Source organism: Streptomyces venetus (assembly GCF_039540295.1).
Taxonomy (GTDB): Bacteria; Actinomycetota; Actinomycetes; order Streptomycetales; family Streptomycetaceae; genus Streptomyces; species Streptomyces venetus.
In genome coordinates this window covers 131,243-154,158 of sequence record NZ_BAABET010000011.1, presented here as the reverse complement: position 1 = coordinate 154,158, position 22,916 = coordinate 131,243, and the positions used below count along the sequence as shown (strand labels likewise).

At 71.3% G+C, this 22,916-nt stretch carries 22 protein-coding genes and 5 tRNA genes; 8 read left to right on the top strand and 19 right to left on the bottom strand.

Annotated features, from left to right (window positions below):
• The first annotated feature begins 109 nt into the window (after positions 1-109).
• Positions 110-1,948, top strand: coding sequence for an HSP90 family protein (locus ABEA82_RS31500; RefSeq protein WP_345665249.1), 1,839 nt, complete (start codon positions 110-112; stop codon positions 1,946-1,948).
• Entirely contained in the window at positions 1,945-4,881 is a 2,937-nt protein-coding gene (locus ABEA82_RS31495; RefSeq protein ID WP_345665117.1) for a tetratricopeptide repeat protein, read from the top strand. The genes ABEA82_RS31500 and ABEA82_RS31495 overlap by 4 nt, the downstream gene beginning before the upstream one ends.
• A 13-nt stretch (positions 4,882-4,894) precedes the next feature.
• Here the strand turns inward: ABEA82_RS31495 and ABEA82_RS31490 are convergent, their stop codons facing one another.
• A complete protein-coding gene (locus ABEA82_RS31490; protein ID WP_345665116.1) occupies positions 4,895-6,763 on the bottom strand; it encodes a DAK2 domain-containing protein in 1,869 nt (622 codons plus the stop codon).
• A 247-nt stretch (positions 6,764-7,010) separates the two neighbouring features.
• Between ABEA82_RS31490 and rpmB the strand changes: the two genes are divergently transcribed.
• On the top strand, positions 7,011-7,196 hold the full coding sequence (gene rpmB / locus ABEA82_RS31485) for a 50S ribosomal protein L28 (RefSeq protein WP_003993230.1): 186 nt from the start codon (positions 7,011-7,013) through the stop codon (positions 7,194-7,196).
• A 116-nt stretch (positions 7,197-7,312) separates the two neighbouring features.
• On the opposite strand, the gene thiD is transcribed toward rpmB, so the two are convergent.
• Both thiD and ABEA82_RS31475 read right to left on the bottom strand, forming a co-directional pair.
• Positions 7,313-8,104: a bifunctional hydroxymethylpyrimidine kinase/phosphomethylpyrimidine kinase gene (thiD, locus tag ABEA82_RS31480; protein ID WP_345665115.1), complete on the bottom strand. Its 792-nt coding sequence runs from the start codon at positions 8,102-8,104 to the stop codon at positions 7,313-7,315.
• Positions 8,101-9,066 carry a thiamine-phosphate kinase gene (locus ABEA82_RS31475; protein ID WP_345665114.1) on the bottom strand — a complete coding sequence of 322 codons (966 nt, stop codon included), beginning with the start codon at positions 9,064-9,066 and terminating at the stop codon, positions 8,101-8,103. Before ABEA82_RS31475 ends, thiD begins: the two co-directional genes overlap by 4 nt.
• Before the next feature lie 206 nt (positions 9,067-9,272).
• Here ABEA82_RS31475 and ABEA82_RS31470 point away from each other — a divergent pair, with 206 nt between their 5' ends.
• Entirely contained in the window at positions 9,273-9,506 is a 234-nt protein-coding gene (locus tag ABEA82_RS31470) for an Lrp/AsnC family transcriptional regulator (protein WP_003997603.1), read from the top strand.
• Positions 9,507-9,526: 20 nt separating this feature from the next.
• Complete coding sequence (locus ABEA82_RS31465) at positions 9,527-10,045, top strand: DUF3515 domain-containing protein (protein ID WP_345665248.1); 519 nt, start codon at positions 9,527-9,529, stop codon at positions 10,043-10,045.
• A 24-nt stretch (positions 10,046-10,069) separates the two neighbouring features.
• Here the strand turns inward: ABEA82_RS31465 and ABEA82_RS31460 are convergent, their stop codons facing one another.
• Genes ABEA82_RS31460 through ABEA82_RS31450 form a run of 3 tightly spaced genes read right to left on the bottom strand, consistent with a single transcriptional unit; the run spans position 10,070 to position 13,079 of the window.
• On the bottom strand, positions 10,070-11,227 hold the full coding sequence (locus tag ABEA82_RS31460) for a D-alanine--D-alanine ligase family protein (RefSeq protein WP_345665113.1): 1,158 nt from the start codon (positions 11,225-11,227) through the stop codon (positions 10,070-10,072).
• A gap of 59 nt (positions 11,228-11,286) precedes the next feature.
• Positions 11,287-12,297, bottom strand: a complete 1,011-nt coding sequence (locus ABEA82_RS31455) for an NAD(P)H-dependent glycerol-3-phosphate dehydrogenase (protein ID WP_345665112.1) — start codon at positions 12,295-12,297, stop codon at positions 11,287-11,289.
• Entirely contained in the window at positions 12,294-13,079 is a 786-nt protein-coding gene (locus ABEA82_RS31450; RefSeq protein WP_345665111.1) for a lysophospholipid acyltransferase family protein, read from the bottom strand. The genes ABEA82_RS31455 and ABEA82_RS31450 overlap by 4 nt, the downstream gene beginning before the upstream one ends.
• A 159-nt stretch (positions 13,080-13,238) precedes the next feature.
• Between ABEA82_RS31450 and cofC the strand changes: the two genes are divergently transcribed.
• Entirely contained in the window at positions 13,239-13,877 is a 639-nt protein-coding gene (gene cofC, locus ABEA82_RS31445; protein WP_345665110.1) for a 2-phospho-L-lactate guanylyltransferase, read from the top strand.
• A 9-nt stretch (positions 13,878-13,886) separates the two neighbouring features.
• The gene (locus ABEA82_RS31440; RefSeq protein ID WP_345665109.1) at positions 13,887-14,090 is read left to right on the top strand and encodes a hypothetical protein; all 204 of its coding nucleotides are present in this window, start codon (positions 13,887-13,889) and stop codon (positions 14,088-14,090) included.
• Positions 14,091-14,161: 71 nt separating this feature from the next.
• On the opposite strand, the gene ABEA82_RS31435 is transcribed toward ABEA82_RS31440, so the two are convergent.
• The 4 genes from ABEA82_RS31435 to leuC form a co-directional block, all read right to left on the bottom strand.
• Positions 14,162-14,806 (bottom strand): HU family DNA-binding protein, encoded by a 645-nt coding sequence (locus tag ABEA82_RS31435; protein ID WP_345665108.1) that lies wholly within the window; start codon positions 14,804-14,806, stop codon positions 14,162-14,164.
• Between the two features lie 136 nt (positions 14,807-14,942).
• Positions 14,943-15,173: an SCO5555 family protein gene (locus ABEA82_RS31430; RefSeq protein ID WP_003993206.1), complete on the bottom strand. Its 231-nt coding sequence runs from the start codon at positions 15,171-15,173 to the stop codon at positions 14,943-14,945.
• 277 nt (positions 15,174-15,450) lie between these two features.
• Positions 15,451-16,044, bottom strand: coding sequence for a 3-isopropylmalate dehydratase small subunit (leuD, locus tag ABEA82_RS31425; protein WP_345665107.1), 594 nt, complete (start codon positions 16,042-16,044; stop codon positions 15,451-15,453).
• Between the two features lie 5 nt (positions 16,045-16,049).
• The gene (gene leuC, locus ABEA82_RS31420; RefSeq protein WP_345665106.1) at positions 16,050-17,480 is read right to left on the bottom strand and encodes a 3-isopropylmalate dehydratase large subunit; all 1,431 of its coding nucleotides are present in this window, start codon (positions 17,478-17,480) and stop codon (positions 16,050-16,052) included.
• Between the two features lie 195 nt (positions 17,481-17,675).
• Here leuC and ndgR point away from each other — a divergent pair, with 195 nt between their 5' ends.
• Positions 17,676-18,392: an IclR family transcriptional regulator NdgR gene (gene ndgR, locus ABEA82_RS31415; RefSeq protein WP_003993203.1), complete on the top strand. Its 717-nt coding sequence runs from the start codon at positions 17,676-17,678 to the stop codon at positions 18,390-18,392.
• A gap of 187 nt (positions 18,393-18,579) precedes the next feature.
• Here the strand turns inward: ndgR and ABEA82_RS31410 are convergent.
• From ABEA82_RS31410 to ABEA82_RS31370, 9 genes are all read right to left on the bottom strand, one after another.
• A tRNA-Glu gene (locus tag ABEA82_RS31410) sits at positions 18,580-18,652 on the bottom strand.
• Between the two features lie 28 nt (positions 18,653-18,680).
• A tRNA-Gln gene (locus ABEA82_RS31405) sits at positions 18,681-18,752 on the bottom strand.
• 20 nt (positions 18,753-18,772) lie between these two features.
• A tRNA-Glu gene (locus ABEA82_RS31400) sits at positions 18,773-18,845 on the bottom strand.
• 40 nt (positions 18,846-18,885) lie between these two features.
• A tRNA-Glu gene (locus ABEA82_RS31395) sits at positions 18,886-18,958 on the bottom strand.
• Positions 18,959-18,979: 21 nt separating this feature from the next.
• Positions 18,980-19,051, bottom strand: a tRNA-Gln gene (locus ABEA82_RS31390).
• A 92-nt stretch (positions 19,052-19,143) separates the two neighbouring features.
• Positions 19,144-19,875: an HAD family hydrolase gene (locus tag ABEA82_RS31385; RefSeq protein ID WP_345665105.1), complete on the bottom strand. Its 732-nt coding sequence runs from the start codon at positions 19,873-19,875 to the stop codon at positions 19,144-19,146.
• Between the two features lie 153 nt (positions 19,876-20,028).
• The gene (gene gltX / locus ABEA82_RS31380; RefSeq protein ID WP_345665104.1) at positions 20,029-21,513 is read right to left on the bottom strand and encodes a glutamate--tRNA ligase; all 1,485 of its coding nucleotides are present in this window, start codon (positions 21,511-21,513) and stop codon (positions 20,029-20,031) included.
• Positions 21,506-22,282, bottom strand: a complete 777-nt coding sequence (locus tag ABEA82_RS31375; RefSeq protein ID WP_345665103.1) for a fumarylacetoacetate hydrolase family protein — start codon at positions 22,280-22,282, stop codon at positions 21,506-21,508. Before ABEA82_RS31375 ends, gltX begins: the two co-directional genes overlap by 8 nt.
• Positions 22,283-22,455: 173 nt before the next feature.
• Complete coding sequence (locus ABEA82_RS31370) at positions 22,456-22,647, bottom strand: hypothetical protein (protein WP_158681115.1); 192 nt, start codon at positions 22,645-22,647, stop codon at positions 22,456-22,458.
• Positions 22,648-22,916: the final 269 nt, after the last annotated feature.

Genomic DNA, 22,916 nt, shown 5'->3' with positions numbered 1-22,916 from the left:
GTTGGTTCGAGCCCTAGGATGACGCGCTCCCGGCCCTCCTCGCGGTCACCGCCTCAACCGGACCGCCCGACCCCGCGCCGTCGCGAGTCTCCCCACCGGCGCCGTGATGATGGACTCCCAGACCTCACAGGCATCCCAGTCCCCTCATTCTCCCCAGTCACCTCATACGTTCCAGGTCGACCTGCGTGGTCTGGTGGACCTGCTCTCCCACCACCTCTACTCCAGTCCCAGGGTGTACCTGCGCGAACTGCTGCAGAACGCCGTGGACGCCATCACCGCCAGACGCGCGACGCAGCCCGACGCTCCGGCCCGGGTGCGGTTGTCCGTGGAGGGCGGCGCCCTGCGGGTGGAGGACACCGGAGTGGGGCTCACCGAGGCGGACCTGCACGACCTGCTCGCCACGATCGGGCGCAGTTCCAAGCGCGCCGAGGGTCTGCGGGAGGCGCGGTCCGGCTTTCTCGGGCAGTTCGGCATCGGGCTGCTGGCCTGTTTCGTCGTCGCCGAGCGGATCCGGGTGGTCAGCCGCAGTGCCCGTGCACCTGAGGCTCCGCCGGTGGAGTGGACGGCGTGCGACGACGGTTCGTACACCGTGCGGACACTGCCGGACACCGAGCGTCCCGAACCGGGCACGACGGTGCATCTGGTGGCCCGGGCGGGGGCCGCCGAGTGGCTCACGCCCGACCGGGTCCGCTCCCTCGCCCGGGACTTCGGGTCGCTGCTGCCGTACGACGTCCGGGTGGGCGACGAGGCGGTCACCGACCTCCCGGCACCCTGGGACCGGTCGTATCCGAGCCCGGCCGCCCGCCGCGTGGCCCTCGCCCGGCACTGCCACGACCTGTTCGGCTTCACCCCGCTCGACACGATCGACCTGGCCGTGCCGCTGGCGGGCGTCCGCGGGGTGGCCTACGTGCTGCCGGCCGCGGTCAGCCCGGCCCAGCGCGCGGGGCACCGGGTGCACCTCAAGGGCATGCTGCTGACCGAGCGGGCCGAACAGCTGCTGCCCGACTGGGCGTTCTTCGTGCGCTGTGTCATCGACACCGACAGTCTGCGGCCCACGGCGTCCCGGGAGGCGCTGTACGAGGACGAGACGCTCGCCGCTGTCCGGGAGGCGCTGGGCGAGCGGATCCGGGCCTGGCTGACCGGTCTGGCCGCCGGTGATCCGGAGCGGCTGGCCGCGTTCCTGTCGGTGCACCACCTGGGTGTGAAGTCCCTGGCCCGGCACGACCGGGAGATGCTGCGCACGATGCTGCCGTGGCTGCCGTTCGAGACCACCGACGGGCAGTTGTCCCTGGAGGAGTTCGCGCAGCGGCACCCGGTGGTGCACTTCACGCGGACCGTGGAGGAGTACCGGCAGGTCGCGCCGATCGCGTCCGCGCAGGGCATCGGCGTGATCAACGGCGGTTACACGTACGACAGCGAGCTGGTGGAGGCGCTGCCGTCGGTGCGGCCGGGCACGGTCGTCGCCGAGTTGGACGCCGACACGGTGACCGCGCATCTGGACGCGGTCGACCCGGCGGAGGAACTGGCTCTGTCCGGCTTCCTGGCGGCGGCCCGGGCCCGGCTCGACCCGCTGGGCTGCGACGTGGTGCTCCGGGCCTTCCACCCGCTCTCCCTGCCCGCGCTGCACCTCGACGACCGGGAGGCCCGGCACGAACAGGCCCGGGCCGACGCCGAGGAGCGGGCCGACGACCTGTGGGCGGGCATCCTCGGCTCCCTGCGCGGCAGCGCGCCACGCGCGCGTCTGGTGCTCAACCACCTCAATCCGCTGGTCCGGCGGATCAGCGCGCTGCCCGACCCGGAGCTGATCGGCACGGCGACGGAGTCGCTGTACGGGCAGGCCCTGCTGATGGCGCAGCGGCCGCTCAGGCCCGCCGACTCGGCGCTGCTCAACCGCGCGTTCATGGGCCTCCTGGAGTGGGCCACGCAGAGCGAGGACGGTCAGGCATGAGCGACATCACGGACTTCGACGCGCTGCGCCGGGCGATGGCGGAGAACTCCGAGCTGCCCGAGGGCCCGGCCCGCAACGCGCGCGCCGAGGAACTGCTGACCGCCGCCGAGAAGCTGAACATCCCGCTCGCCGTGATCGAGGCGCTCGGCCACCAGCTGAAGGTCTACAACTACAGCTCCGAGAAGGGGAAGATGTTCGTCCCCTTCGCGCGCCTGCTGCGCATGTGGGACGAACGGCCCGAGGACTTCGACGAGTACGAGACCCACTCACTGCACTGGGTCTTCAAGTGGGTGTCGGCCGGCATGCTCGACCAGCCGCACATTCCGCTCGCGTCGATCGAGAAGTGGCTCGGCGAGATGGAGCGCCGCTACCGGCTCGCCGGGCACTCCGAACGGGCCGTGCGGAGCGCCGAGCACAGTGTGGCCGCGCACGTCGGGGACATGGCCCGGGCCGAGCGGGCGTACGCGGCGTGGCTGGCCGCCGACCGGGACAGCATGGCCGACTGCCACGCGTGCGAGCTGCACGGGCAGGGCTGGTGGCAGGCGGAGCGGGGCCGGGACGAGGAGGCGCTGCGGCTGTGGCGGCCGGTGCTGGAGGGCGAGTACACCTGCGCCCACGAGCCGCACACGGCCCTCGCGTCCTCCCTGCTGCCGCTGCTGCGGCTGGGCCGCACGGACGAGGCACGCGCCCACCATCTGCGGGGCTTCCGGCTCGTGCGGGCCATGGAGAGCATGCGCGGGGCATACGCGGAGCACGTGGAGTTCTGCGCGCTGACCGGCAACGAGGCGCGCGGTCTCGAACTGCTCGCGGAGCGGCCCGCGTACTTCACGGACGACGGGCATCCGCAGAGCCGGCTGGACTTCATGAGCGTGGTGGCTCTGCTCATGGACCGCCTGACCGGTCTCGGTCTCGGCGACCGGCAGGTGCCCGGTCCGGCCGGCCGGGAGTGGACCGCCCGTGAACTCGCCGCGCACGCGCGTGCGGAGGCCCTCGCCCTGGCGGCGCGCTTCGACGAGCGCAACGGCACGACGCACATCAGCGAGCGGGCACGCGCGCGTATGGCGCGGGCACCGCTGGCGGAGCGGCTGCCGCTGGGGGTGCGGTCGCCGGCCCGGCCGGTCCCTCCGCCCGCTCCCCCGTCGGCCCCGCCCCGCGGCTCCGGACAGGCGGATCTGCCCGCCCTGCTGGCCGAGGCACGGCGGCTGTCGGACCACCTGCGGCCGCACGCCGTGGAGGCGTGGGCGGCGGTCGCCGAGGCCGCGGAGGGCGTCGAGCTGGACCCGCGCGACCAGGCCGAGATCGCCGACCACCGGGCGATGGACCTCGGCCCCGAGGGCATCGCGCTCTTCGAGCGGGCCGCGGAGCTGTACGCGGCGGCGGGCGACCCCGGGGAGGCCCTGGCGGCACGCGCGCGTGCGGCGTACGTGCGCGCGCTCGCCGGAGACGTGGACGGGGCGTTCGCGGCGGTGTCCGGCCCGTACGACGAGATCCTCGCGCTGCACGCCGCCGGGGACACGGGGATACGCCAGACGGCGTCCGTCCTGATGGGGCGGGCCCGGATCCTGATGCGGCGGGCGCACGAGGCCGAGGGTCCCGGGGCGGAGCCGGTGCGCGCCGAGGCCCGGGCCGCCGTGCGGGAGGTCCTGGCGCTCGTCGAGGGACGGACCGGGGAGGACGTACGACTCGCCGCGCGGGTCGCCGAGGCGCAGGCGATGCTCGCCGAGCTGGCGGGGCTGGGCGGGGACCTGGAGACGGCCGCGGAACTGTTCGCACGGGGCGCGGCGGCGTTCGTCGCGGCGGGCCTGCCCTGGTTCGCCGTGGAGTACGAGGCCCGGCTGGCCTCGCTCGCCCACCACCTCGGCGACATGGCGGGGGCGGAAAGGGCGCTTCGGGCCGCCCTGGAGCACGGCGGAGCCCAGCTGGAGGCGCCCGGAAGGGCCCAGCTGCACCTCCAGCTCGCCGAGGTCGTCGGCGGCCGTGACGAGGCCGTGGAGGCCGCCCGGCACGCCCTGGAGGCCGCGCACTGGGCCGACGAGGCGGGTGAGGGCGCCACGCTGGGTGCCTGGGCTCGGCAGCAGCTCGGCGGGTTCCTGCTGCGGCAGGGCCGGTGGGCGGAGGCCGCTGAGGTGCTGGAGTCGGCGTTGCCCGATCTGACCGCCGAGACGCACGGCGACGGGGCGATCGTGCAGACGCTGTGGTGGCTCGGGGACTGTCTGAGCGAACTCGGCGGACACCGCGCGGCCGCCGAACGGCGCCTCCGGGCCGCCGAGATCGCCCGGCACTGGCCCGAGCAGCACGACCACGCGACCCTCGCCCACCTGGCCGGGGAGTCCCTCGGGCAGGCCGGGCTGTCCACCGAGGCGGACCGGGCCTACGCACGCGCGGGCGAGCTGTGGCGCGAACTCGGCAACGTCCAGGGTCTGGTGCGCTCCCTGCGCGCCCGCGCCTGGATCGCGCTGCGGGCGCCGGACGGCCTGGCGGAGGCCCGGCGCCTGATGGCGGACGCGTTCCGGGAGTGCGAGGCGGCGCGGGACACGGCGGCCGACGCCGAGGTGCGGCAGCAGTACGTCGCCGAACTCGGCGACACCCACCGGCAGTTCGGTGACCTGCTCGCCCGAGCCGTCTCCGGGAGCGCTGACGACGCCTCCGTCCGGGCCGTGTTCGAGGAGGCACTGTCCCAACTGCTGCGGTCCGCAGAGGTGTTCGCCTTCCTCGGGGAGGGCGCCCTGCACAGCCGCACCGATGCCGAACTCACCGCGGGCCTGCTGGAGATCGAGCTGGGCCGCCTCGCCGACGCGGGGACACGCGCGCGTGCGGTACTGGCGGCCTACGACGGCCGTGACGCCGCCGAGGACGACGACGGGGGCCGCTCGGCCGTGCGGGCCCGGCGTGCGCAGGCGGAGCACATGCTCCGCCTCGCGGCGGACGGCTGATCGCCGGTCCCGCTCACTCCACGCCGATGAGCAGCAGGGACCCCTGCCGTCCGCCCCGGTACACGACCGTGTCGACGGCGAGGTACCCCTCGCGGACCCGTCCCTCGAGGTGCTCGGCGACGGCGTCGGGCGCCTCGTCGCCGAGCACCAGGGTGACCATCTCGCCCCCGGCCGCGAGCATGCGGTCCAGGACGGTCTCGGCGGTGGCGGTGACGTCCGAGCCGATCACGGCCACGTCGCCGTCGATCAGGCCCAGCACGTCTCCGGCCTGGCAGATGCCGGCCATCGTCCAGGACTGGTGCTCGGCGACGGTGACCTCGGCGTAGCGGGTCGCTCCCGCCGCCGAGGTCATCGACACGACGTCCTCGTCGAAGCGGCGCTCCGGCTCGTGCACGGCCAGCGCGGCGATGCCCTGGACCGCCGAGCGGGTCGGGATGAGAGCCACGCGGATGCCCTCGGTACGGGCCTGCTCGGCAGCGGCCGCCGCGGTGTGCCGCAGTTCGGCGTCGTTGGGCAGCAGCACGACCTCGCGCGCGTGGGCCCGCCGTACGGCCTGCACGAGTTCGCCGCTCGCGGGCGGCTCCCCGGGGCGGGCGAGCACGGTGGTCGCGCCGGCCTCCCCGTACAGCCCGGCCAGGCCCTCGCCGGGCACGACGGCCACGACGGCACGCTGGGCGCGCTCGCGGGGAGGGCGCTCCGCACCGGTGGTGTGCACGTCGCCGGCGCCGAAGTGCGTGATGCGGATCCGGTGCGGCCGCCCGGCCTCGATACCGGCCTCGACGGCGGCGCCCGCGTCGTCGACATGGACATGGACGTTCCACAACCCGTCCCCGCCGACCACCACGAGTGAGTCCCCGAGCGCGTCCAGCCGTTCCCGCAGCCGCGTCACGGCCGCGTCCTCGGCCTCCAGGAGGTAGATCACCTCGAAGGCCGGGCCGTCGGGGCCCGGCACGGCGGGGCCTTCGGCGCACTCGCCCGGGCCGGTGTGCGCACCCGCCTCCGGCCCGTCCGCCTGGCCGGGCACCAGGTGCGCGTGCGACTCCCCCGGGCCCTGCGCCCCTGCCGCCACCGGGCCCTGTGCCCCTGTCGCCACCGGGCCCTGCCCCCCTGTGGCCACCGGGCTCTGCGACCCTGCCGCCACCGGCGCGGACGCCCTCGCCCCCGGCACGCCCGCCGCCCCCGCGCTCACCCGCGCCGTGCTCGCCGCCGTGGCCGTCCCTCGCGGCCTCTCCCCCGTGAACGTCTCCACCAGGGCCCCGAGCACCGCCACCAGTCCCCGCCCGCCGGCATCGACCACTCCTGCGCGTTCCAGGACGGGCAGTTGCCCCGGGGTCTCGGCGAGGGCCGACAGCGCACCCTCGTAGGCCGCCCTGGCCACCCTCCCGCAGTCGCCCTCGGCACCGCAGGCGGCGTCCGCGGCGGCCGAGGCGACCGTGAGGACGGTGCCCTCGACGGGGTGTGCCACGGCCTGGCGGGCCGAGTCGGCCGCGTGCCGCAGCGCGAGTCTCAGCCCCTGGCCGTCGGCCCCCGCAGTGTCACCGCCCGCCAGCACCTTGGCCATGCCGCGCAGCAGCTGGGCGAGGATCGTCCCGGAGTTCCCACGGGCGCCGATGAGCGCCCCGTGCGCCATCGCCCCGGCGGCGTCGGCGAGCGTCGGCCCTTCGGGGCCGGACCCCGCCGCGTGCCCCGCGAACACGGCCTCGACCGCCCCGACGGCGGACTCGACGGTCAGATACAGATTGGTCCCGGTGTCGCCGTCCGCCACGGGATAGACATTGATCGCGTCGATTTCCTCACGCGCCCGCCCCAGGGTCTCGAGAGCGAGACCGCACCAGGTGCGCACCGCGAGAGCATCGAAGAATGTCTGCGGCACCTGCGCCACCGCGCCTCCCTCAGCTGCTGGACGTGGCAGGCAGCGTAGACCCCGGGGCGGCGCTCATCGGAAGCAGGCCAGGTGAGAGCACGGACCGACCATGGTAGTTTCGTCCTCCTGGGGCAGTCGTTGTATGCTGCTCCGGTTGCCCGATCCAAATCGGGCCATTCCCCTGGCAACGCCACTCGGATCCTTGATCCTGATCCCGGCCTGCCGGGATCAACCGTAAGTGCATCTGAAGTCTTTGGAGTGACCGGTGGCTGCCAACTGCGACGTCTGCGGCAAGGGGCCGGGCTTCGGCAACAACATCTCGCACTCGCACCGCCGTACGTCCCGTCGCTGGAACCCGAACATCCAGCGCGTGCGTACCGTGGTCGGCGGGACGCCGAAGCGCGTGAACGCTTGCACCTCGTGCATCAAGGCCGGCAAGGTCTCGCGCTGACGCTCAGCTAGCGCGCGGCCACTGCTGGTTCGCTGCAGAGCCGGTCCACCTCTGGTGGACCGGCTTTTTGCCATGCCCCGGCTCTTTGCCAGGCCGGAAACACCGCGCCCGAGCGGCTAGGCGTCCCCGCGGAACCGCCAGCCGTGATCCACCGGCCCGATCCCCTCACCGAGCGCGAACCCGGCCGCCACGGCCCCGGTGACGTACTCCTTCGCCGCCGCCACCGCCTCCGGCACCGCCCGGCCCCTGGCGAGCTGCGCGGCGATCGCGGAGGCCAGGGTGCAGCCCGTGCCGTGCGTGTGCCGGTTGTCGTGGCGCGGCGCCCGCAGCCAGTGCTCCTCGGAGCCGTCGGTGAGCAGGTCCACGGCGTCCCCGGGCAGATGACCGCCCTTGATCAGCACCCACCGCGGCCCGTACGCGAGCACGGCCTCGGCGGCCCGCCGCAGTTCCCCCTCCGACTCGACCCGCACGCCCGTGAGCTGTGCCACCTCGTCGAGGTTCGGGGTGGCGACCGTCGCCACCGGCAGCAGCTTCGTACGGACGGAGTCCAGCGCGGACGCGGCGAGCAGGGGGTCGCCGTGTTTGGAGACGCCCACCGGGTCGACGACCGCCGGGGCGTCCGTGCCGGCGATCAACTCGGCCACCGTCTCCACGAGTTCGGCGGAGGCGAGCATCCCGGTCTTGACCGCCTGGACGCCGATGTCGTCGACGACACTGCGGTACTGGGCCCGTACGGCCTCCACCGGCAGTTCCCAGGCCCCCTGCACACCGAGGGAGTTCTGGGCGGTCACCGCCGTGATGACGCTCATGCCGTGCACACCGAGGGCGAGCATCGTCTTCAGATCGGCCTGGATGCCCGCGCCGCCGCCCGAGTCGGAACCCGCCACCGTGAGGACGTTGGGAATCATGCCTCTATGTCTCCGAAATGGTCCCAGCCGCCCTTGCTGGTCCACGGTGCCCCGTCGACCGTCACCTGGGGCAGCGCCGAGGGGTTGAGGACCTCGCCGATGACCTTCCAGCGGGCGGGCAGCTTCACGTCCGACGGGAAGGTCGCCACGATCGCGTGGTCCTCTCCCCCGGTCAGCACCCACTGCATCGGGTCGACGCCCACGGCCTGCCCGATGTCGTTCATCTGGGACGGGATGTCGACCGCCCCGGAGCGGATGTCGATCCGCACCTTGCTGGCCTCGGCGATGTGCCCCAGGTCGGCGATCAGCCCGTCGCTCACGTCGCACATCGCGGTCGCCCCGAGTCCGGCGGCGGCCGGGCCCGCGTGATACGGCGGCTCGGGCCGCCGGTGGGCCTCCACGAACGCGCGCGGCGAACGGAAACCGCGGGACAGCACCGCGTACCCGGCCGCCGACCAGCCCAGCCAGCCGGTCACCGCGACGAGGTCGCCGGGCTGCGCGCCCGCCCGCGTCACCGGCTCCTGGTTGCGCAGATCGCCGAGCGCGGTGATCGACACCATGATCGAGTCGCCGCGTACGACGTCCCCGCCGACCACGGCGGCACCGGCCACCTGGCACTCGTCACGCAGGCCGTCCATCAGCTCGCTCGGCCACGTCACCGGCAGTTCGGCCGGCACGACCAGACCGAGCAGCAGCGCGGTCGGTACGGCGCCCATGGCGGCGATGTCGGCGAGGTTCTGCGCGGCCGCCTTGCGGCCCACGTCGTACGCCGTCGACCAGTCCCGGCGGAAGTGCCGGCCCTCCACCAGGATGTCCGTGCTGGCCACGACCCTGCGGTCGGGCGCGGCCACCACGGCGGCGTCGTCGCCGGGGCCGACCCGGACCGCCGGGGTGGTGGTCAGACGGGAGGTGAGCTCCCTGATGAGCCCGAACTCACCGAGCTCACCAACAGTGCCCTTCATTACCCTTTCGCCCCTTCTGTCCCTGTCCATGCCCGCTCGCGAGGCCTCTCGGTCCTCGCTACGGTCGATGTGACCGTCACGTTCTCCCGCACCCGCGCCCCGGCGCGCAAGACCCGGTCCCCGCGGGTCTCCCCGTGGTGAGCGGCGACGCGATACCGTGGCGTTCCTTTTCCCCACATGATCCTCGTGGCCGCCCTGGAGGTTCCGTGGTACAGGCGTACATCCTGATCCAGACGGAGGTCGGCAAGGCGTCGACCGTCGCCGAGACGATCAGCAAGATCCCTGGGGTCATCCAGGCCGAGGACGTCACAGGACCGTACGACGTGATCGTCCGGGCCCAGGCCGACACCGTCGACGACCTCGGCCGCATGGTGGTCGCCAAGGTCCAGCAAGTGGACGGCATCACCCGCACCCTGACCTGCCCGGTCGTACATCTGTAGCCCCCGTCTACCCTGTGCCGGTGAACTCTTTCCGTCACCGGCACCGTTCTGTCTTCCGCGTTGTCCGCCTGCCCGCTCTCGCGCTGTTGATCACTGCGACGGGCTGCTCATCGGCAGACGACAGCGCGTCGGCGGCGGTTCCCAGCCCGGACGCGAAGGTCACGGAACTGTGCCGGAACCTGGACAAGGTACTGCCCGGGAAGGTGGACGGTGAGCGTCGCGAGGATCCCGAGCCCGCGTCGGCACTGACGGCGGGCTGGGGCAGCCCGGCGATCATACTTCGCTGCGGTGTGCCTCAGCCGCCCAAGATGGTCGATCCCGAGGTCGCCGGCGGGCATGATCCGGATGCGGTGGCCGGGGGTGTGAACGGCGTCGACTGGCTGATGGAGAAGCAGGACGACGGGGGGTACCGGTTCACCACGGCCAATCGTGAGGTGTATGTGGAGGTCGGGGTTCCGAAGGGCGTGGACAGCTCGGGTGTGCTGATCGATCTGGCCTCGGCTGTGAAAAAGGCGATCCCCGAGGGGATCGCCTCCTGAAGCCGCGCGCGGCCGGCGAGTCGGTCAGCGCAGGCCCGTCGATCGGTGAAGAGCCGCCTGGATGAGGCGGTCCACCAGCTCGGGGTAGCTGACGCCGCTCGCCTGCCACATCTGCGGGTACATCGAGATGGGCGTGAAGCCGGGCATCGTGTTGATCTCGTTGATCACGAACTCGCCGTCCTCGGTGAGGAAGAAGTCCGCGCGGACCAGGCCCTCGCAGGACGCCGCCTCGAAGGCGTCCACCGCCAGGCGCTGGACCTCGGCGGTCTCCTCCGGCGTCAGCGGGGCGGGGACGATGCCGGGCGTCGAGTCGATGTACTTGGCCTCGAAGTCGTAGTACGCGTGCGCGTCCGGCGGCGGGATCTCGGCCGGGACCGAGGCACGCGGGCCGTCCTCGAACTCCAGGACGCCGCACTCGATCTCACGGCCGCGCAACGCGGCCTCCACGAGGATCTTCGGGTCGTGCCGCTGGGCCTCGGCGATGGCCTCGTCGAGGCCGGAGAGGTCGTCGACCTTGGTGATGCCGATCGACGAACCCGCGCGGGCGGGCTTCACGAACAGCGGCCAGCCGTGCTCGCCGGCGAAGTCGACGATGCGCTTGCGAGCGCCCTGCTCGTCCTGCTGCCACTCGCGCGGCCGGATCACCAGGTAGGGGCCCACCTTCAGCCCGAACGAGGTGAACACCCGCTTCATGTAGTCCTTGTCCTGGCCCACGGCCGAGGCGAGCACGCCCGACCCCACGTACGGGACACCGGAGAGCTCCAGGAGGCCCTGCAGGGTGCCGTCCTCGCCGTACGGGCCGTGCAGCACCGGGAAGACCACGTCGACCTCGCCGAGCGCCTTGGGCACCGATCCCGGCTCGCTGTAGACGACTTCGCGGTTGGACGGGTCGACGGGGAGGACCACCCCGCCCTCGTCGGACTCGGCGAGCAGGTCGACGCTGGGCTGGCGCCGGTCGATGATCGCCATCCGCTCCGGTGCGTCCGCCGTGAGCGCCCAACGGCCGTCCTGGGTGATGCCGATCGGCAGGACGTCGTACTTGGTCCGGTCGATGGCCTTGAGGACGGCGCCGGCGGTGACCACGGAGATCCCGTGTTCGGAGCTGCGCCCGCCGAACACGACGGCCACACGCGGCTTGCGAGGCGGCTGCTCGGGGCTCTGGGGGAGGTTCTCGGTGCTCATATCGGCTTGAGAGTACCCGTTGGTAGGGCCCGGAGACAGCGCCCGCCGCCTCGCGTCGCTCAGCGTCGTTCGGGCTTCGCGCTGCGCGACATCAGCTCCTTGAGAGCGACCACCGGAGGCTTGCTCTCGTGCACGATGCCGACGACCGTCTCCGTGATCGGCATGTCGACGCCGTGCCGGCGGGCCAGATCCAGCACCGACTCGCAGGACTTGACGCCCTCGGCGGTCTGCTTGGTGACCGCGATGGTCTCCTGGAGGGTCATGCCCTTGCCGAGGTTGGTGCCGAAGGTGTGGTTGCGGGACAGCGGCGAGGAGCAGGTGGCCACCAGGTCGCCCAGGCCCGCGAGTCCGGAGAAGGTCAGCGGGTCGGCGCCGAGCGCCATGCCGAGCCGGGTGGTCTCGGCGAGGCCGCGGGTGATGAGGGAGCCCTTGGCGTTGTCGCCGAGGCCCATGCCGTCCGCGATGCCGACGGCCAGGCCGATGACGTTCTTCACGGCTCCGCCCAGTTCGCAACCCACCACGTCCGTATTGGTGTACGGGCGGAAGTACGGCGTGTGGCAGGCGGTCTGGAGCCGCTGGGCGACGGCCTCGTCGGTGCAGGCGACCACGGCGGCGGCCGGCATCCGCGCGGCGATCTCGCGGGCCAGGTTGGGCCCGGTGACCACGGCGATCCGGTCCGGGCCGACCTTGGCCACGTCGTCGATGACCTCGCTCATCCGCATCGCGGAGCCGAGTTCGACGCCCTTCATGAGCGACACGAGCACCGTGTCCGGCGCGAGCAGCGGCGACCACTCGGCGAGATTGCCGCGCAGGGTCTGCGAGGGCACCGAGAGGACGGTGAAATCGGCGCCCGCGGCGGCTTGCGCGGGATCCGTGGTGGCCCGCACGTTCTCCGGGAGCTCGACGCCCGGGAAGTAGTCGGGATTGGTGCGGGTGGAGTTGATCGCCTCCGCGACCTCCGGGCGGCGCGCCCACAGGGTGACCTCGCACCCGGCGTCGGCGAGCACCATGCCGAAGGCCGTGCCCCACGAACCGGCGCTCAGCACCGCTGCCTTGACCGGCTTGCTCACTTGCCCAGCCCCTCTTCCTGCACGGTCTGCCCGGACTTCTGATGTGTCTGCGCCTGGGTGCGGCGCCGCTGCTCGATCCGCTCCCGGCGCGGGTCGTAGGGCGTCTCGGGCGCCTTCTCGCCGCGGATCTCCTCCAGCTGGTGGGTGACGGCGGCCATGATGACCTCGGTGGCCTCCTTCAGGAGGTCAGCGGTCATCTCCCGGTCGTAGAACCGTGTGAGATCGACGGGCGGCCCGGCGAGCACCCGGTGCGTCTTGCGCGGCAGCAGGTTCGGCTTCTTCGCGTACGGCGGCAACAGCTCGTTGCAACCCCACTGGGCGACGGGGATGACCGGGCACTTGGTCTGCAGGGCGACGCGCGCGGCACCGGTCTTGCCGGTCATGGGCCAGCCCTCCGGGTCACGGGTGAGGGTGCCCTCCGGGTAGAAGGCGACGCATTCACCGCGGTCGACGGCGTCGATCGCGGCCCGGAAGGCGCTGAGCGCGTCCGTGCTCTCGCGGTAGACGGGGATCTGCCCCGTGCCGCGCATCGCGGCGCCGACGAATCCCTTCTTGAAAAGCCCGCTCTTCGCGAGGAATCGCGGGACGCGCCCGGTGTTGTACTGAAAGTGCGCGTAAGCGAAGGGATCGATGTGCGAATTGTGGTTCACCGCGGTGATGAATCCACCCTCGGCCGGAATGTGCTCGATTCCGCGCCAGTCCCGCCTGAGCAGAACCACCAGCGGCGGTTTGCAGATCACCGCGGCCAAGCGGTACCAGAAGCCGATTCTGCGGCGGGGCACGCGGACACCTTCCTCTAGGGCCTGAAAGCGGGGGCCATCGGGGGCCGCACAAGTGTCGCCCCGGGCCGCCGGTCTGTCGAGAACACCGTACGCCCCGACACGCCGCCCGCCCGATGCCCCGGGTGACAATGACCGCGACAAGAGAGGGACGGAACATCTGTGCAGTGGACCTTGGTCGTACCCCTGAAGCCCCTGGCCCAGGCCAAGAGCAGGCTCGCGGACACCGCGGACGACGGGCTGCGGCCGGACCTGGCTCTCGCCTTCGCCCAGGACACGGTGTCGGCGGCGCTGGCCTGCCCCGCGGTGCGGGATGTGGCAGTCGTCACGGACGACGCCCGGGCGGGGCGTGAGCTGACCGCACTGGGCGCCGCGATCGTCCCGGACGAACCGGGCGGCGGCCTCAACGCCGCCCTCGCACACGCGACGGCGGTCGTTCGGGCGGCCCGTCCCGGAAGTCCGGTGGCGGCACTGAACGCCGACCTTCCGGCGCTGCGCCCCCCGGAATTGTCCCGGGTACTCGAAGCCGCCGCTGAATTCCCGCGCGCATTTCTCCCGGACGCGGCCGAAATCGGTACGACCTTGCTGGCGGCTGCCCCGGGGCGGCCTTTGTCGCCGGCGTTCGGCACCGATTCCCGGGCCCGGCACCGGGCGTCCGGCGCCGTGGAACTGTCCCTCTCCGGCGTGGACTCGGTCCGCCAGGACGTGGACACCGGCGACGACCTGCGCAGCGCGCTGGCCCTGGGGGTCGGCCCTCATACGGCCGCGGCCGCCGCGCGGTTGCTGATACCCGGGCAGTAGGCTGCGGCCATGCAGGCGACCGCGTACACGTACGACCCCGAAAGCCGCAGCGGGCAGGTGCTCCTGGACGACGGCACCCCGGTGCCCTTCGACGCGGCCGCGTTCGACGCGGGGGGCCTGAGGCTGCTGCGCGTGGGGCAGCGGGTGCGGATCGAGGTGGAGGGCCCCGAGGGCGCCCCCAGGATCACTCTGGTGACCCTGCAGACCCTCTGACCACTCCCTGAACACACCGCGGGCCGGACTCCGTGCGGAGTCCGGCCCGGCGCGTGAGTACCCCGGTGCCGCTACTTCTTGCGGGCGGTGGTCTTCTTCGCGGTGGTCTTGCGCGCCGTCGACTTCTTGGCGGGCGCCTTCTTCGCGGTGGCCTTCTTCGCCGGGGCCTTCTTGGCCGTGGTCTTCTTCGCGGCGGTGGTCTTGGCGGCGCCCGTGGTCTTCTTCGCGGGTGCCTTCTTCGCCGTGGTCTTCTTCGCGGCCGCCGTCTTGGTGGTGGCCTTCTTCGCCGTCGTCTTCTTGGCGGTGGTCTTCTTCGCGGTGGCGGCCTTCTTGGTGGTCGCCTTCTTCGCGGCGGCCTTCTTGACCGTGGCGCCGGCGCCGCCGCTCAGGCTGCCCTTCGGCGCCTTCTTGACGGAGACCTCGCCACCACGCGGCAGCTTCTTCGAGCCGCTGACCAGGTCCTTGAAGCCCTGGCCCGCGCGGAAGCGCGGCACGGAGGTCTTCTTGACCCGAACCCGCTCGCCCGTCTGGGGGTTACGGGCGTAGCGCGCCGGACGGTCGACCTTCTCGAACGAACCGAAGCCGGTGACCGAGACCCGCTCACCCGAGACGACCGCGCGGACGATGGCGTCCAGTACGTGGTCGACAGCATCGGCGGCCTGCTGGCGGCCGCCCATCTTGTCGGCAATCGCTTCTACGAGCTGCGCCTTGTTCACGTCTTCCCCTTCGGAGACATCGCCAGAACGAAAGTGTTCAAGCTTTTTCGCACGTTAGGCAGATATATACCGCAAATCAAACACGAAACGGGCTTCTCACCCTTGTGCCGCAACGAACTCGGCGGTGTCGTCCGGTTCAGCGTTCCTCGTCGGGGATACGTCCCTCGTCGAGGTCCGCGGTGAACCGCTCCAGCCGCCTTGCCGCGTCGGCGAGATCGTGCTTGGCCGCGGCCGTAATGACCAGCAGCTTCCGGGTCAGCGCCATCCGTACGCCCTCCGGGACTTGCAGTGCGCGCACCCTTGCATGCGCTTCCTTGAGTTGGCCCGCGACTGCCGCATAGAGCTCGAGTTGGCCGTCGTGTTCCATGCACAGATTGTGCCATCTGGGGCGAGTTGTCGCCTGCGCAGGGGACAACTGCCGCCTCCAACGGCCTTCCAGGCACACGCGGAAGTCACGGCTGTACATCTCGCGTACCCCGACAACCACCGGCATAACGCGGGAAGTTGACAGCCGTACTCGGCTCGGGCAGGGCCGTTCGGGTGCAGACAAAGCTGTACCCCCGATCGGGCCGATCGGGGGTACAGAGGGGGTGTTGCGGTGGCCGAAAGTCGCCTTGTTCAGAGGCGGCGGGCCGTGCTTCGGATCAGATCTGGAGCGTCTGCGGCTTGAAGGCGGGGCGCTTCGCCTCGTACGCGGCGATGTCCGCCTCGTTCTGGAGGGTGATCGAGATGTCGTCGAGGCCGTTCAGCAGCCGCCAGCGGGAGTTCTCGTCCAGCTCGAAGGAGGCGGTGATGCCCTCGGCGCGCACCTCGCGGCTCTCCAGGTCGACGGTGATCTCGGCCTGCGGGTCCTTCTCGGTGAGCTCCCACAGCGCGTCCACGGTCTGCTGCTCCAGGACGACCGTGAGCAGGCCGTTCTTGAGCGAGTTGCCGCGGAAGATGTCGGCGAAGCGGGACGAGATCACGGCCTTGAACCCGTAGTTCTGCAGCGCCCAGACGGCGTGCTCACGGGAGGAGCCGGTGCCGAAGTCGGGGCCGGCGACCAGGACGGTCGCACCCTCCCGCTCGGGCTGGTTGAGCACGAACGAAGCGTCCTTGCGCCAGGCCTCGAACAGCCCGTCCTCGAACCCGTCCCGCGTGACCTTCTTGAGCCAGTGGGCGGGGATGATCTGGTCGGTGTCCACGTTGCTGCGGCGCAGCGGAACGGCCCGGCCGGTGTGGGTGGTGAAGGCTTCCATGATTCTCAGACTCCAGCGGGCGTACGGGTGTCGGCGGCGGACAGGTCGGCCGGGGAGGCCAGGTGCCCCAGGACCGCGGTAGCGGCCGCGACCTGCGGGGACACCAGGTGCGTACGACCGCCCTTGCCCTGCCGGCCCTCGAAGTTGCGGTTGGAGGTGGACGCGGAGCGCTCACCCGGTGCCAGCTGGTCGGGGTTCATGCCCAGACACATCGAGCAGCCCGCGTGCCGCCATTCGGCGCCGGCCTCCTTGAAGACGACGTCCAGGCCCTCGGAGACGGCCTGCAGACCGACCCGCGCGGAGCCCGGGACGACCAGCATCCGTACCCCGTCGGCGACTTTGCGGCCCTGCAGCAGCTCGGCGGCGGCACGCAGGTCCTCGATACGGCCGTTGGTGCACGAGCCTACGAAGACGGTGTCCACCTTGATGGAGCGCAGCGGCTGCCCGGCCTCCAACCCCATGTACTCCAGGGCCTTTTCGGCGGCGTAGCGCTCCGATGCGTCTTCGTACGAAGCGGGGTCGGGGACGGACGCCGAAAGGGGTGCGCCCTGGCCCGGGTTGGTGCCCCAGGTGACGAACGGCGCCAGTTCGGCGGCGTCGATGACGACCTCGGCGTCGAACTCGGCGTCCTCGTCCGTCCTGAGCGTCTTCCAGTACTCGACGGCCGCGTCCCAGTCCGCGCCCTCGGGGGCGTGCGGGCGGCCCTTGAGGTACGCGAAGGTGGTCTCGTCCGGGGCGATCATGCCCGCGCGGGCGCCGGCCTCGATCGACATGTTGCAGATGGTCATGCGGGCCTCCATCGAGAGCTTCTCGATGGCCTCGCCGCGGTACTCCAGGACGTAGCCCTGGCCGCCGCCGGTGCCGATCCTCGCGATGATCGCGAGGATCAGGTCCTTGGCGGTGACGCCCTCGGGCAGTTCGCCGTCGACCGTGATCGCCATGGTCTTCGGGCGGGACATCGGCAGCGTCTGGGTGGCCAGTACGTGCTCCACCTGGGAGGTTCCGATGCCGAACGCCAGCGCGCCGAAGGCACCGTGCGTGGAGGTGTGCGAGTCGCCGCAGACGACGGTGGTGCCGGGCTGGGTCAGACCCAGCTGCGGGCCGACCACGTGCACGACGCCCTGCTCGACGTCGCCCAGCGGGTGCAGGCGCACGCCGAAGTCGGCGGCGTTCTTGCGCAGCGTCTCCAGCTGGACCCGGGAGACCGGGTCGGCGATGGGCTTGTCGATGTCGAGGGTGGGGGTGTTGTGGTCCTCGGTGGCGATGGTGAGGTCGAGGCGCCGGACCTTGCGGCCGCTCTTGCGCAGACCGTCGAAGGCCTGCGGGCTGGTCACCTCGTGCAGCAGGTGCAGATCGATGAAGAGAAGGTCGGGCTCGCCCTCCGCGCGCCGGACGACATGGTCGTCCCAGACTTTCTCCGCGAGTGTCCTACCCATCGCTGTTCCCTCCGGCCGGCGACGATCCACCGGCCCAACTAGAGATCTTGAGGAGGCGGGCCCCTGCCCCGGATTCCGGGCATCCGCCGCCAGGCCCGTACGTCACGGGCCGTTGTGACTTCGTGTCTTCCAGAGTGGCGGGTTCCACGCAAAATTGAACTTGCGTTTCACAGAGTGAGACGCGAGTATCGTTTCATGGACAACAGTAGCGGCGTCGGCGTTCTGGACAAGGCGGCCCTCGTCCTGAGCGCTCTGGAGTCCGGTCCGGCCACCCTCGCGGGCTTGGTCGGTGCCACCGGACTGGCACGACCCACGGCCCACCGCCTGGCCGTGGCGCTGGAACACCACCGCATGGTGGCGCGCGACATGCAGGGCCGTTTCATTCTCGGCCCCCGCCTGGCCGAGCTTGCCGCGGCCGCGGGTGAGGACCGCCTCCTCGCCACCGCCGGCCCGGTGCTCACCCACCTCCGTGACATCACGGGCGAGAGCGCGCAGCTCTACCGCCGCCAAGGCGACATGCGTATCTGCGTCGCCGCGGCGGAGCGCCTGTCCGGCCTGAGGGACACAGTCCCGGTCGGCTCGACGCTCACGATGAAGGCCGGCTCCTCGGCGCAGATCCTCATGGCCTGGGAGGAGCCGGAGCGGCTGCACCGCGGTCTGCAGGGCGCCCGCTTCACGGCGACGGCCCTGTCGGGCGTACGGCGCCGGGGCTGGGCCCAGTCGATCGGCGAGCGCGAGCCGGGGGTCGCGTCCGTCTCCGCGCCGGTGCGGGGGCCGTCGAACCGTGTGGTGGCCGCCGTGTCGGTGTCCGGGCCGATCGAGCGGTTGACGCGGCACCCGGGGCGGATGCACGCGCAGGCGGTGATCGACGCCGCCGGGCGTCTCTCCGAGGCGTTGCGGCGCACCGGCTGAAGCGACCAGGCACTTCGGGGAGGGCTCGCCTCAACGCCGCGGCAGGCTTTCCCCGACCGAGCGCCATGACAGAGACGGTTTCACTGTCGAGTGCGGGCCGGGCAGTGGTTGCTTCCACAGTTCCCCGCGCCCCTCTCAGGGCATACGCAGAAGGCCCCTCACCGAAGTGAGGGGCCTTCGTGGTGCGTACCCCCGACCGGATTCGAACCGGCGCTACCGCCTTGAGAGGGCGGCGTGCTAGGCCGCTACACAACGGGGGCGTGGACACTGCGTTTCCGCAGGTCCGAGCTGGTCTACCTGGACTCGAACCAAGACTAACTGAACCAGAATCAGTCGTGCTGCCAATTACACCATAGACCAATGTGGTTTAGACCAGTCAGTACCCCCGACCGGATTCGAACCGGCGCTACCGCCTTGAGAGGGCGGCGTGCTAGGCCGCTACACAACGGGGGCCCTAGCAGTTCCGAGATGATCGTCGATCCTTCGGAACCAGTACCCCCGACCGGATTCGAACCGGCGCTACCGCCTTGAGAGGGCGGCGTGCTAGGCCGCTACACAACGGGGGCCTTGCAGATAAGCTCTGCGAGCTGGCCTACCTGGACTCGAACCAAGACTAACTGAACCAGAATCAGTCGTGCTGCCAATTACACCATAGGCCACTGGAACGCAAGCCCCCGAGGGGGTTCTTGTTCTAGTTGTGCGCCTGGGGGTTTCTGCCTTCCGGCCCGCTCCCCGCGGCGCAGGAAGAACATTACCTGAAGGTGGACGGGGCTCCAAAACGACTATCCGTGCCGAGCAATGAGGGCAGTTCGGCGAGGGAGGCGATGCGGTGCGGCCCGACGGGCGGCTCGATCGTGGCGTACGCACCGCCGCGGTCGATCCAGACGGACAGCAACCCCGCGTCCGCCGCACCGCGTCCGTCGATCTCCGGATGGTCGCCGACGTAGGCGACCTGGTGCGGAGCGAGGCCGAGGGCCTCGCAGACGGCGTGGAAGGCGCCGGCCTCCGGCTTGGAGACGCCGAGCTCGGCGGCGCACACGATGGCCTCGAAGCGGTCATGGACGCCGAGGACGCGCAGCTTGTGGTCCTGGACGTGGATGCTGGAGTTGGACAGCACGGCGTGCCGGTGGCTGGCGGCGAGGGCGTCGAGCACGGGCAGGACGTCCGGGAAGAGGGTCCAGACCTCCTCGTAGTGCGCGCGGTAGCGCCGGAACCACGCGTCGGCCTCGTCGTCGGTCAGCTCCTGGCCCAGGAACACCCGTACGCGGTCGCGCCGCTGGGCCTCGAAAGTGGCCTCCCCGGCCGCGAAGCGCGCCCACTGCAGGTCGGTGATCTCCCGCCAGCGGGCGAGGGCCTGCTCGACGGTGGCGTAGTCGTCGAGCAGGCCCTCGGTCGTCAGGTGGGCGCGCATTCCGAGGCGGTCGGCGGTGGTGTAGTCGAAGAGGGTGTCGTCGACGTCCCAGACCACGGCTTGGATGCTCATGGTCCGACCGTACCCACCGCGGCCCGCGCTCAGCCCAGGGTCATCGTGCCGGTGAGCGCGAGGTCCGTGGTGAACTCCGGGTGACGGCTGGGCGGACACGGCGAGGGCGGCGCCCGGACCGGACGCCGCCCTCGTGGTGTGTGCTCTGTCTCGCTACGCGGCCAGCTTCGCCAGGGCCGCGTCGATCCGGGCCAGGGTCGTCTCCTTGCCCAGGACCTCCAGGGACTCGAACAGCGGCAGGCCGACGGTGCGGCCGGTGACGGCGACCCGGACGGGGGCCTGCGCCTTGCCGAGCTTGAGGCCGTGCGCCTCGCCGGCGGCCAGGACGGCTTCCTTGAGCGACTCGGCGGAGGTCCAGTCGGCGGCCTCCAGCTTCTCGCGTGCCGTGCGCAGCAGGGCGTCCGAGCCCTCCTTCATGGCCTTGGTCCAGCTGGCCTCGTCGACCACCGGCTCCGGCAGGAACAGGAAGTCGACGTTGTCGGTGATCTCCGACAGGACCTTGAGGCGGGTCTGCGCGTGCGGGGCGATGGCCTGCCACTTGGCCTCGTCGAAGGCCTCCGGGGCCCAGGGGGCGAACGGGGCCTGGAGCCACGGGCGGCAGCGCTCGGTGAAGTCCTTCACGTCGAGGAGCCGGATGTGGTCGCCGTTGATGGCCTCGCACTTCTTCAGGTCGAAGCGGGCCGGGTTGGGGTTCACGTCGGAGATCTCGAACGCCGCGATCATCTCGTCGATCGTGAACACGTCCTGGTCGGCCGAGAGGGACCAGCCGAGCAGGGAGAGGTAGTTGAGCAGGCCCTCGGGGAGGAAGCCGCGCTCCCGGTAGAGGTTGAGGGAGGCCTGCGGGTCGCGCTTGGAGAGCTTCTTGTTGCCCTCGCCCATCACGTACGGCAGGTGGCCGAAGGACGGGATCTGCTGGGCGATGCCCAGCTCGATCAGCGCCTTGTAGAGGGCGATCTGGCGGGGGGTGGAGGAGAGCAGGTCCTCGCCGCGCAGGACGTGGGTGATCTCCATGAGGGCGTCGTCGACCGGGTTGACCAGCGTGTACAGCGGGGCGCCGTTGGCGCGGACGATGCCGTAGTCCGGGACGTTCTCCGGAGTGAAGGTCAGCTCGCCGCGGACCAGGTCGGTGAAGGTGATCGTCTCGTCGGGCATGCGGAAGCGGACGATCGGCTCCCGGCCCTGGGCCTGGTACTCCTCGACCTGGGCGGCGGTCAGCTCACGGCAGTGGCCGTCGTAGCCGGAGGGCTTGCCGGCGGCGCGGGCGGCCTCACGGCGGGTGTCAAGCTCGTCCTGGGAGCAGTAGCAGCGGTAGGCGTGACCGGCGTCGAGCAGCTTCTGCGCGACCTCCTTGTAGAGGTCCATGCGCTGCGACTGGCGGTACGGCGCGTGCGGGCCGCCGACCTCGGGGCCCTCGTCCCAGTCGAAGCCCAGCCAGCGCATCGCGTCGAGCAGCTGGGTGTAGGACTCCTCGGAGTCGCGGGCGGCGTCGGTGTCCTCGATGCGGAAGACCAGCGTGCCCTGGTGGTGCTTGGCGAACGCCCAGTTGAACAGGGCGGTGCGCACCAGGCCCACGTGGGGGTTACCGGTGGGCGACGGACAGAAACGGACGCGTACGGGGGAGCCGGGTGCGCTAGCCACGCTTGACAACCTTGTTGGTGAGAGTGCCGATGCCTTCGATGGTGACGGCGACCTCGTCGCCGACGTTGAGGGGGCCGACCCCAGCCGGGGTGCCCGTGAGGATCACGTCGCCGGGGAGCAGCGTCATGGCCTCGGAGATGTTGACGATCAGGTCCTCGACGGAGTGGATCATCTCGCTGGTGCGGCCGAGCTGGCGCTGCTGGCCGTTGACCGTGAGCTGGATGGTGAGGTCGCTCGCGTCCAGGTCCGTCTCCACCCAGGGGCCGAGCGGGCAGGAGCTGTCGAAGCCCTTGGCCCGGGCCCACTGCTTCTCGCGCTTCTGGACGTCGCGGGCGGTGATGTCGTTGGCGCAGGTGTAGCCGAAGATCACGTCCTTCACGCGCTCGCGCGGGACCTCACGGCACATCCGGCCGATGACGACGGCCAGCTCGGCCTCGTGGTGGACCTCCTCGGAGAACGAGGGGTACTGGATCTCGTCACCGGGGCCGATCACCGAGGTGGACGGCTTGAAGAAGGCGAACGGGGTGTCGGGCACCTCGTGGCCCAGCTCGCGCGCGTGCTCGCCGTAGTTGCGGCCGAAGGCCACGACCTTGTTGGGGAGCACCGGCGGCAGGAGCCTGACCTTGCTCAGCGGAACCTTCGTGCCGGACAGCTCGAAGTCCGCGAACGGGATGCCCTTGATGATGTCCAGGACGAGTTCGTCCTGCTTCTCGCCCTCGATGGCGCCGAAGGCGACGTTCCCGTCGATGGAGAACCTGGCGATGCGCACGGGATGCTTGGCCCCTTGACTGAAGCGGCTGGAGTCTGACGCTCCAGGCTAACGCGGGGAGGTGTCCCCATCGCGCGCATAAAGAAGGGGCGTCCCCGTCTTCCGGGGGCGCCCCTCGATCTTCGTGCCCGCCGCCCTGAGCATCCGGCGGCCGGTGCGCGTATTAGCTGCTGTCACTCCGCGGCAGCGGCGGCCGCGACGGGGACGTCATCGAGGACGGTGCGCTTGGGGTTGGCGGTCTGGGTGGGGAGTTCGACGCGGTGCTCCGGCTGGTCCGGCGTCTGCAGTTCGCCGGCGTCGTCCAGGTGCGCCAGCGTCGTGCGTCGCGGGTTGGCGATCTTGTGGAACATCGTCGTCGTCTTCACTGTTTACTTGACCCTGTTCTGTGACGGGCGCCGGGAGGGTACGGAGGACCCGGACGGGCGCGGGTTGTCGGTTTTGCCAACGCTGTAAAGCGTCAGGCTAAACATGGGATTCCCGGCGCAATCGCGAGGAGAGCATGATCGGCATGTGAGTTTTCTCACGAATCAGGGTGCGAATCGGTCATTCCGGACCGGCCTTCCACCCCACCGAAACGGACATTGACTCACTGAAGCCATCATTCCGCTCCTGATCATGGCGACTGGGACACCTG

Excerpts from the sequence above, each read along its gene's own strand:
- ABEA82_RS31500 (WP_345665249.1), top strand. The coding sequence starts at position 110 with ATGGACTCCCAGACCTCACAGGCATCCCAGTCCCCTCATTCTCCCCAG.
- ABEA82_RS31495 (WP_345665117.1), top strand. The coding sequence starts at position 1,945 with ATGAGCGACATCACGGACTTCGACGCGCTGCGCCGGGCGATGGCGGAG.
- thiD (WP_345665115.1), bottom strand. The coding sequence starts at position 8,104 with ATGATTCCCAACGTCCTCACGGTGGCGGGTTCCGACTCGGGCGGCGGC.
- ABEA82_RS31475 (WP_345665114.1), bottom strand. The coding sequence starts at position 9,066 with ATGAAGGGCACTGTTGGTGAGCTCGGTGAGTTCGGGCTCATCAGGGAG.
- ABEA82_RS31460 (WP_345665113.1), bottom strand. The coding sequence starts at position 11,227 with ATGAGCACCGAGAACCTCCCCCAGAGCCCCGAGCAGCCGCCTCGCAAG.
- ABEA82_RS31440 (WP_345665109.1), top strand. The coding sequence starts at position 13,887 with ATGCAGGCGACCGCGTACACGTACGACCCCGAAAGCCGCAGCGGGCAG.
- ABEA82_RS31430 (WP_003993206.1), bottom strand. The coding sequence starts at position 15,173 with ATGGAACACGACGGCCAACTCGAGCTCTATGCGGCAGTCGCGGGCCAA.
- leuD (WP_345665107.1), bottom strand. The coding sequence starts at position 16,044 with ATGGAAGCCTTCACCACCCACACCGGCCGGGCCGTTCCGCTGCGCCGC.
- leuC (WP_345665106.1), bottom strand. The coding sequence starts at position 17,480 with ATGGGTAGGACACTCGCGGAGAAAGTCTGGGACGACCATGTCGTCCGG.
- ndgR (WP_003993203.1), top strand. The coding sequence starts at position 17,676 with ATGGACAACAGTAGCGGCGTCGGCGTTCTGGACAAGGCGGCCCTCGTC.
- ABEA82_RS31385 (WP_345665105.1), bottom strand. The coding sequence starts at position 19,875 with ATGAGCATCCAAGCCGTGGTCTGGGACGTCGACGACACCCTCTTCGAC.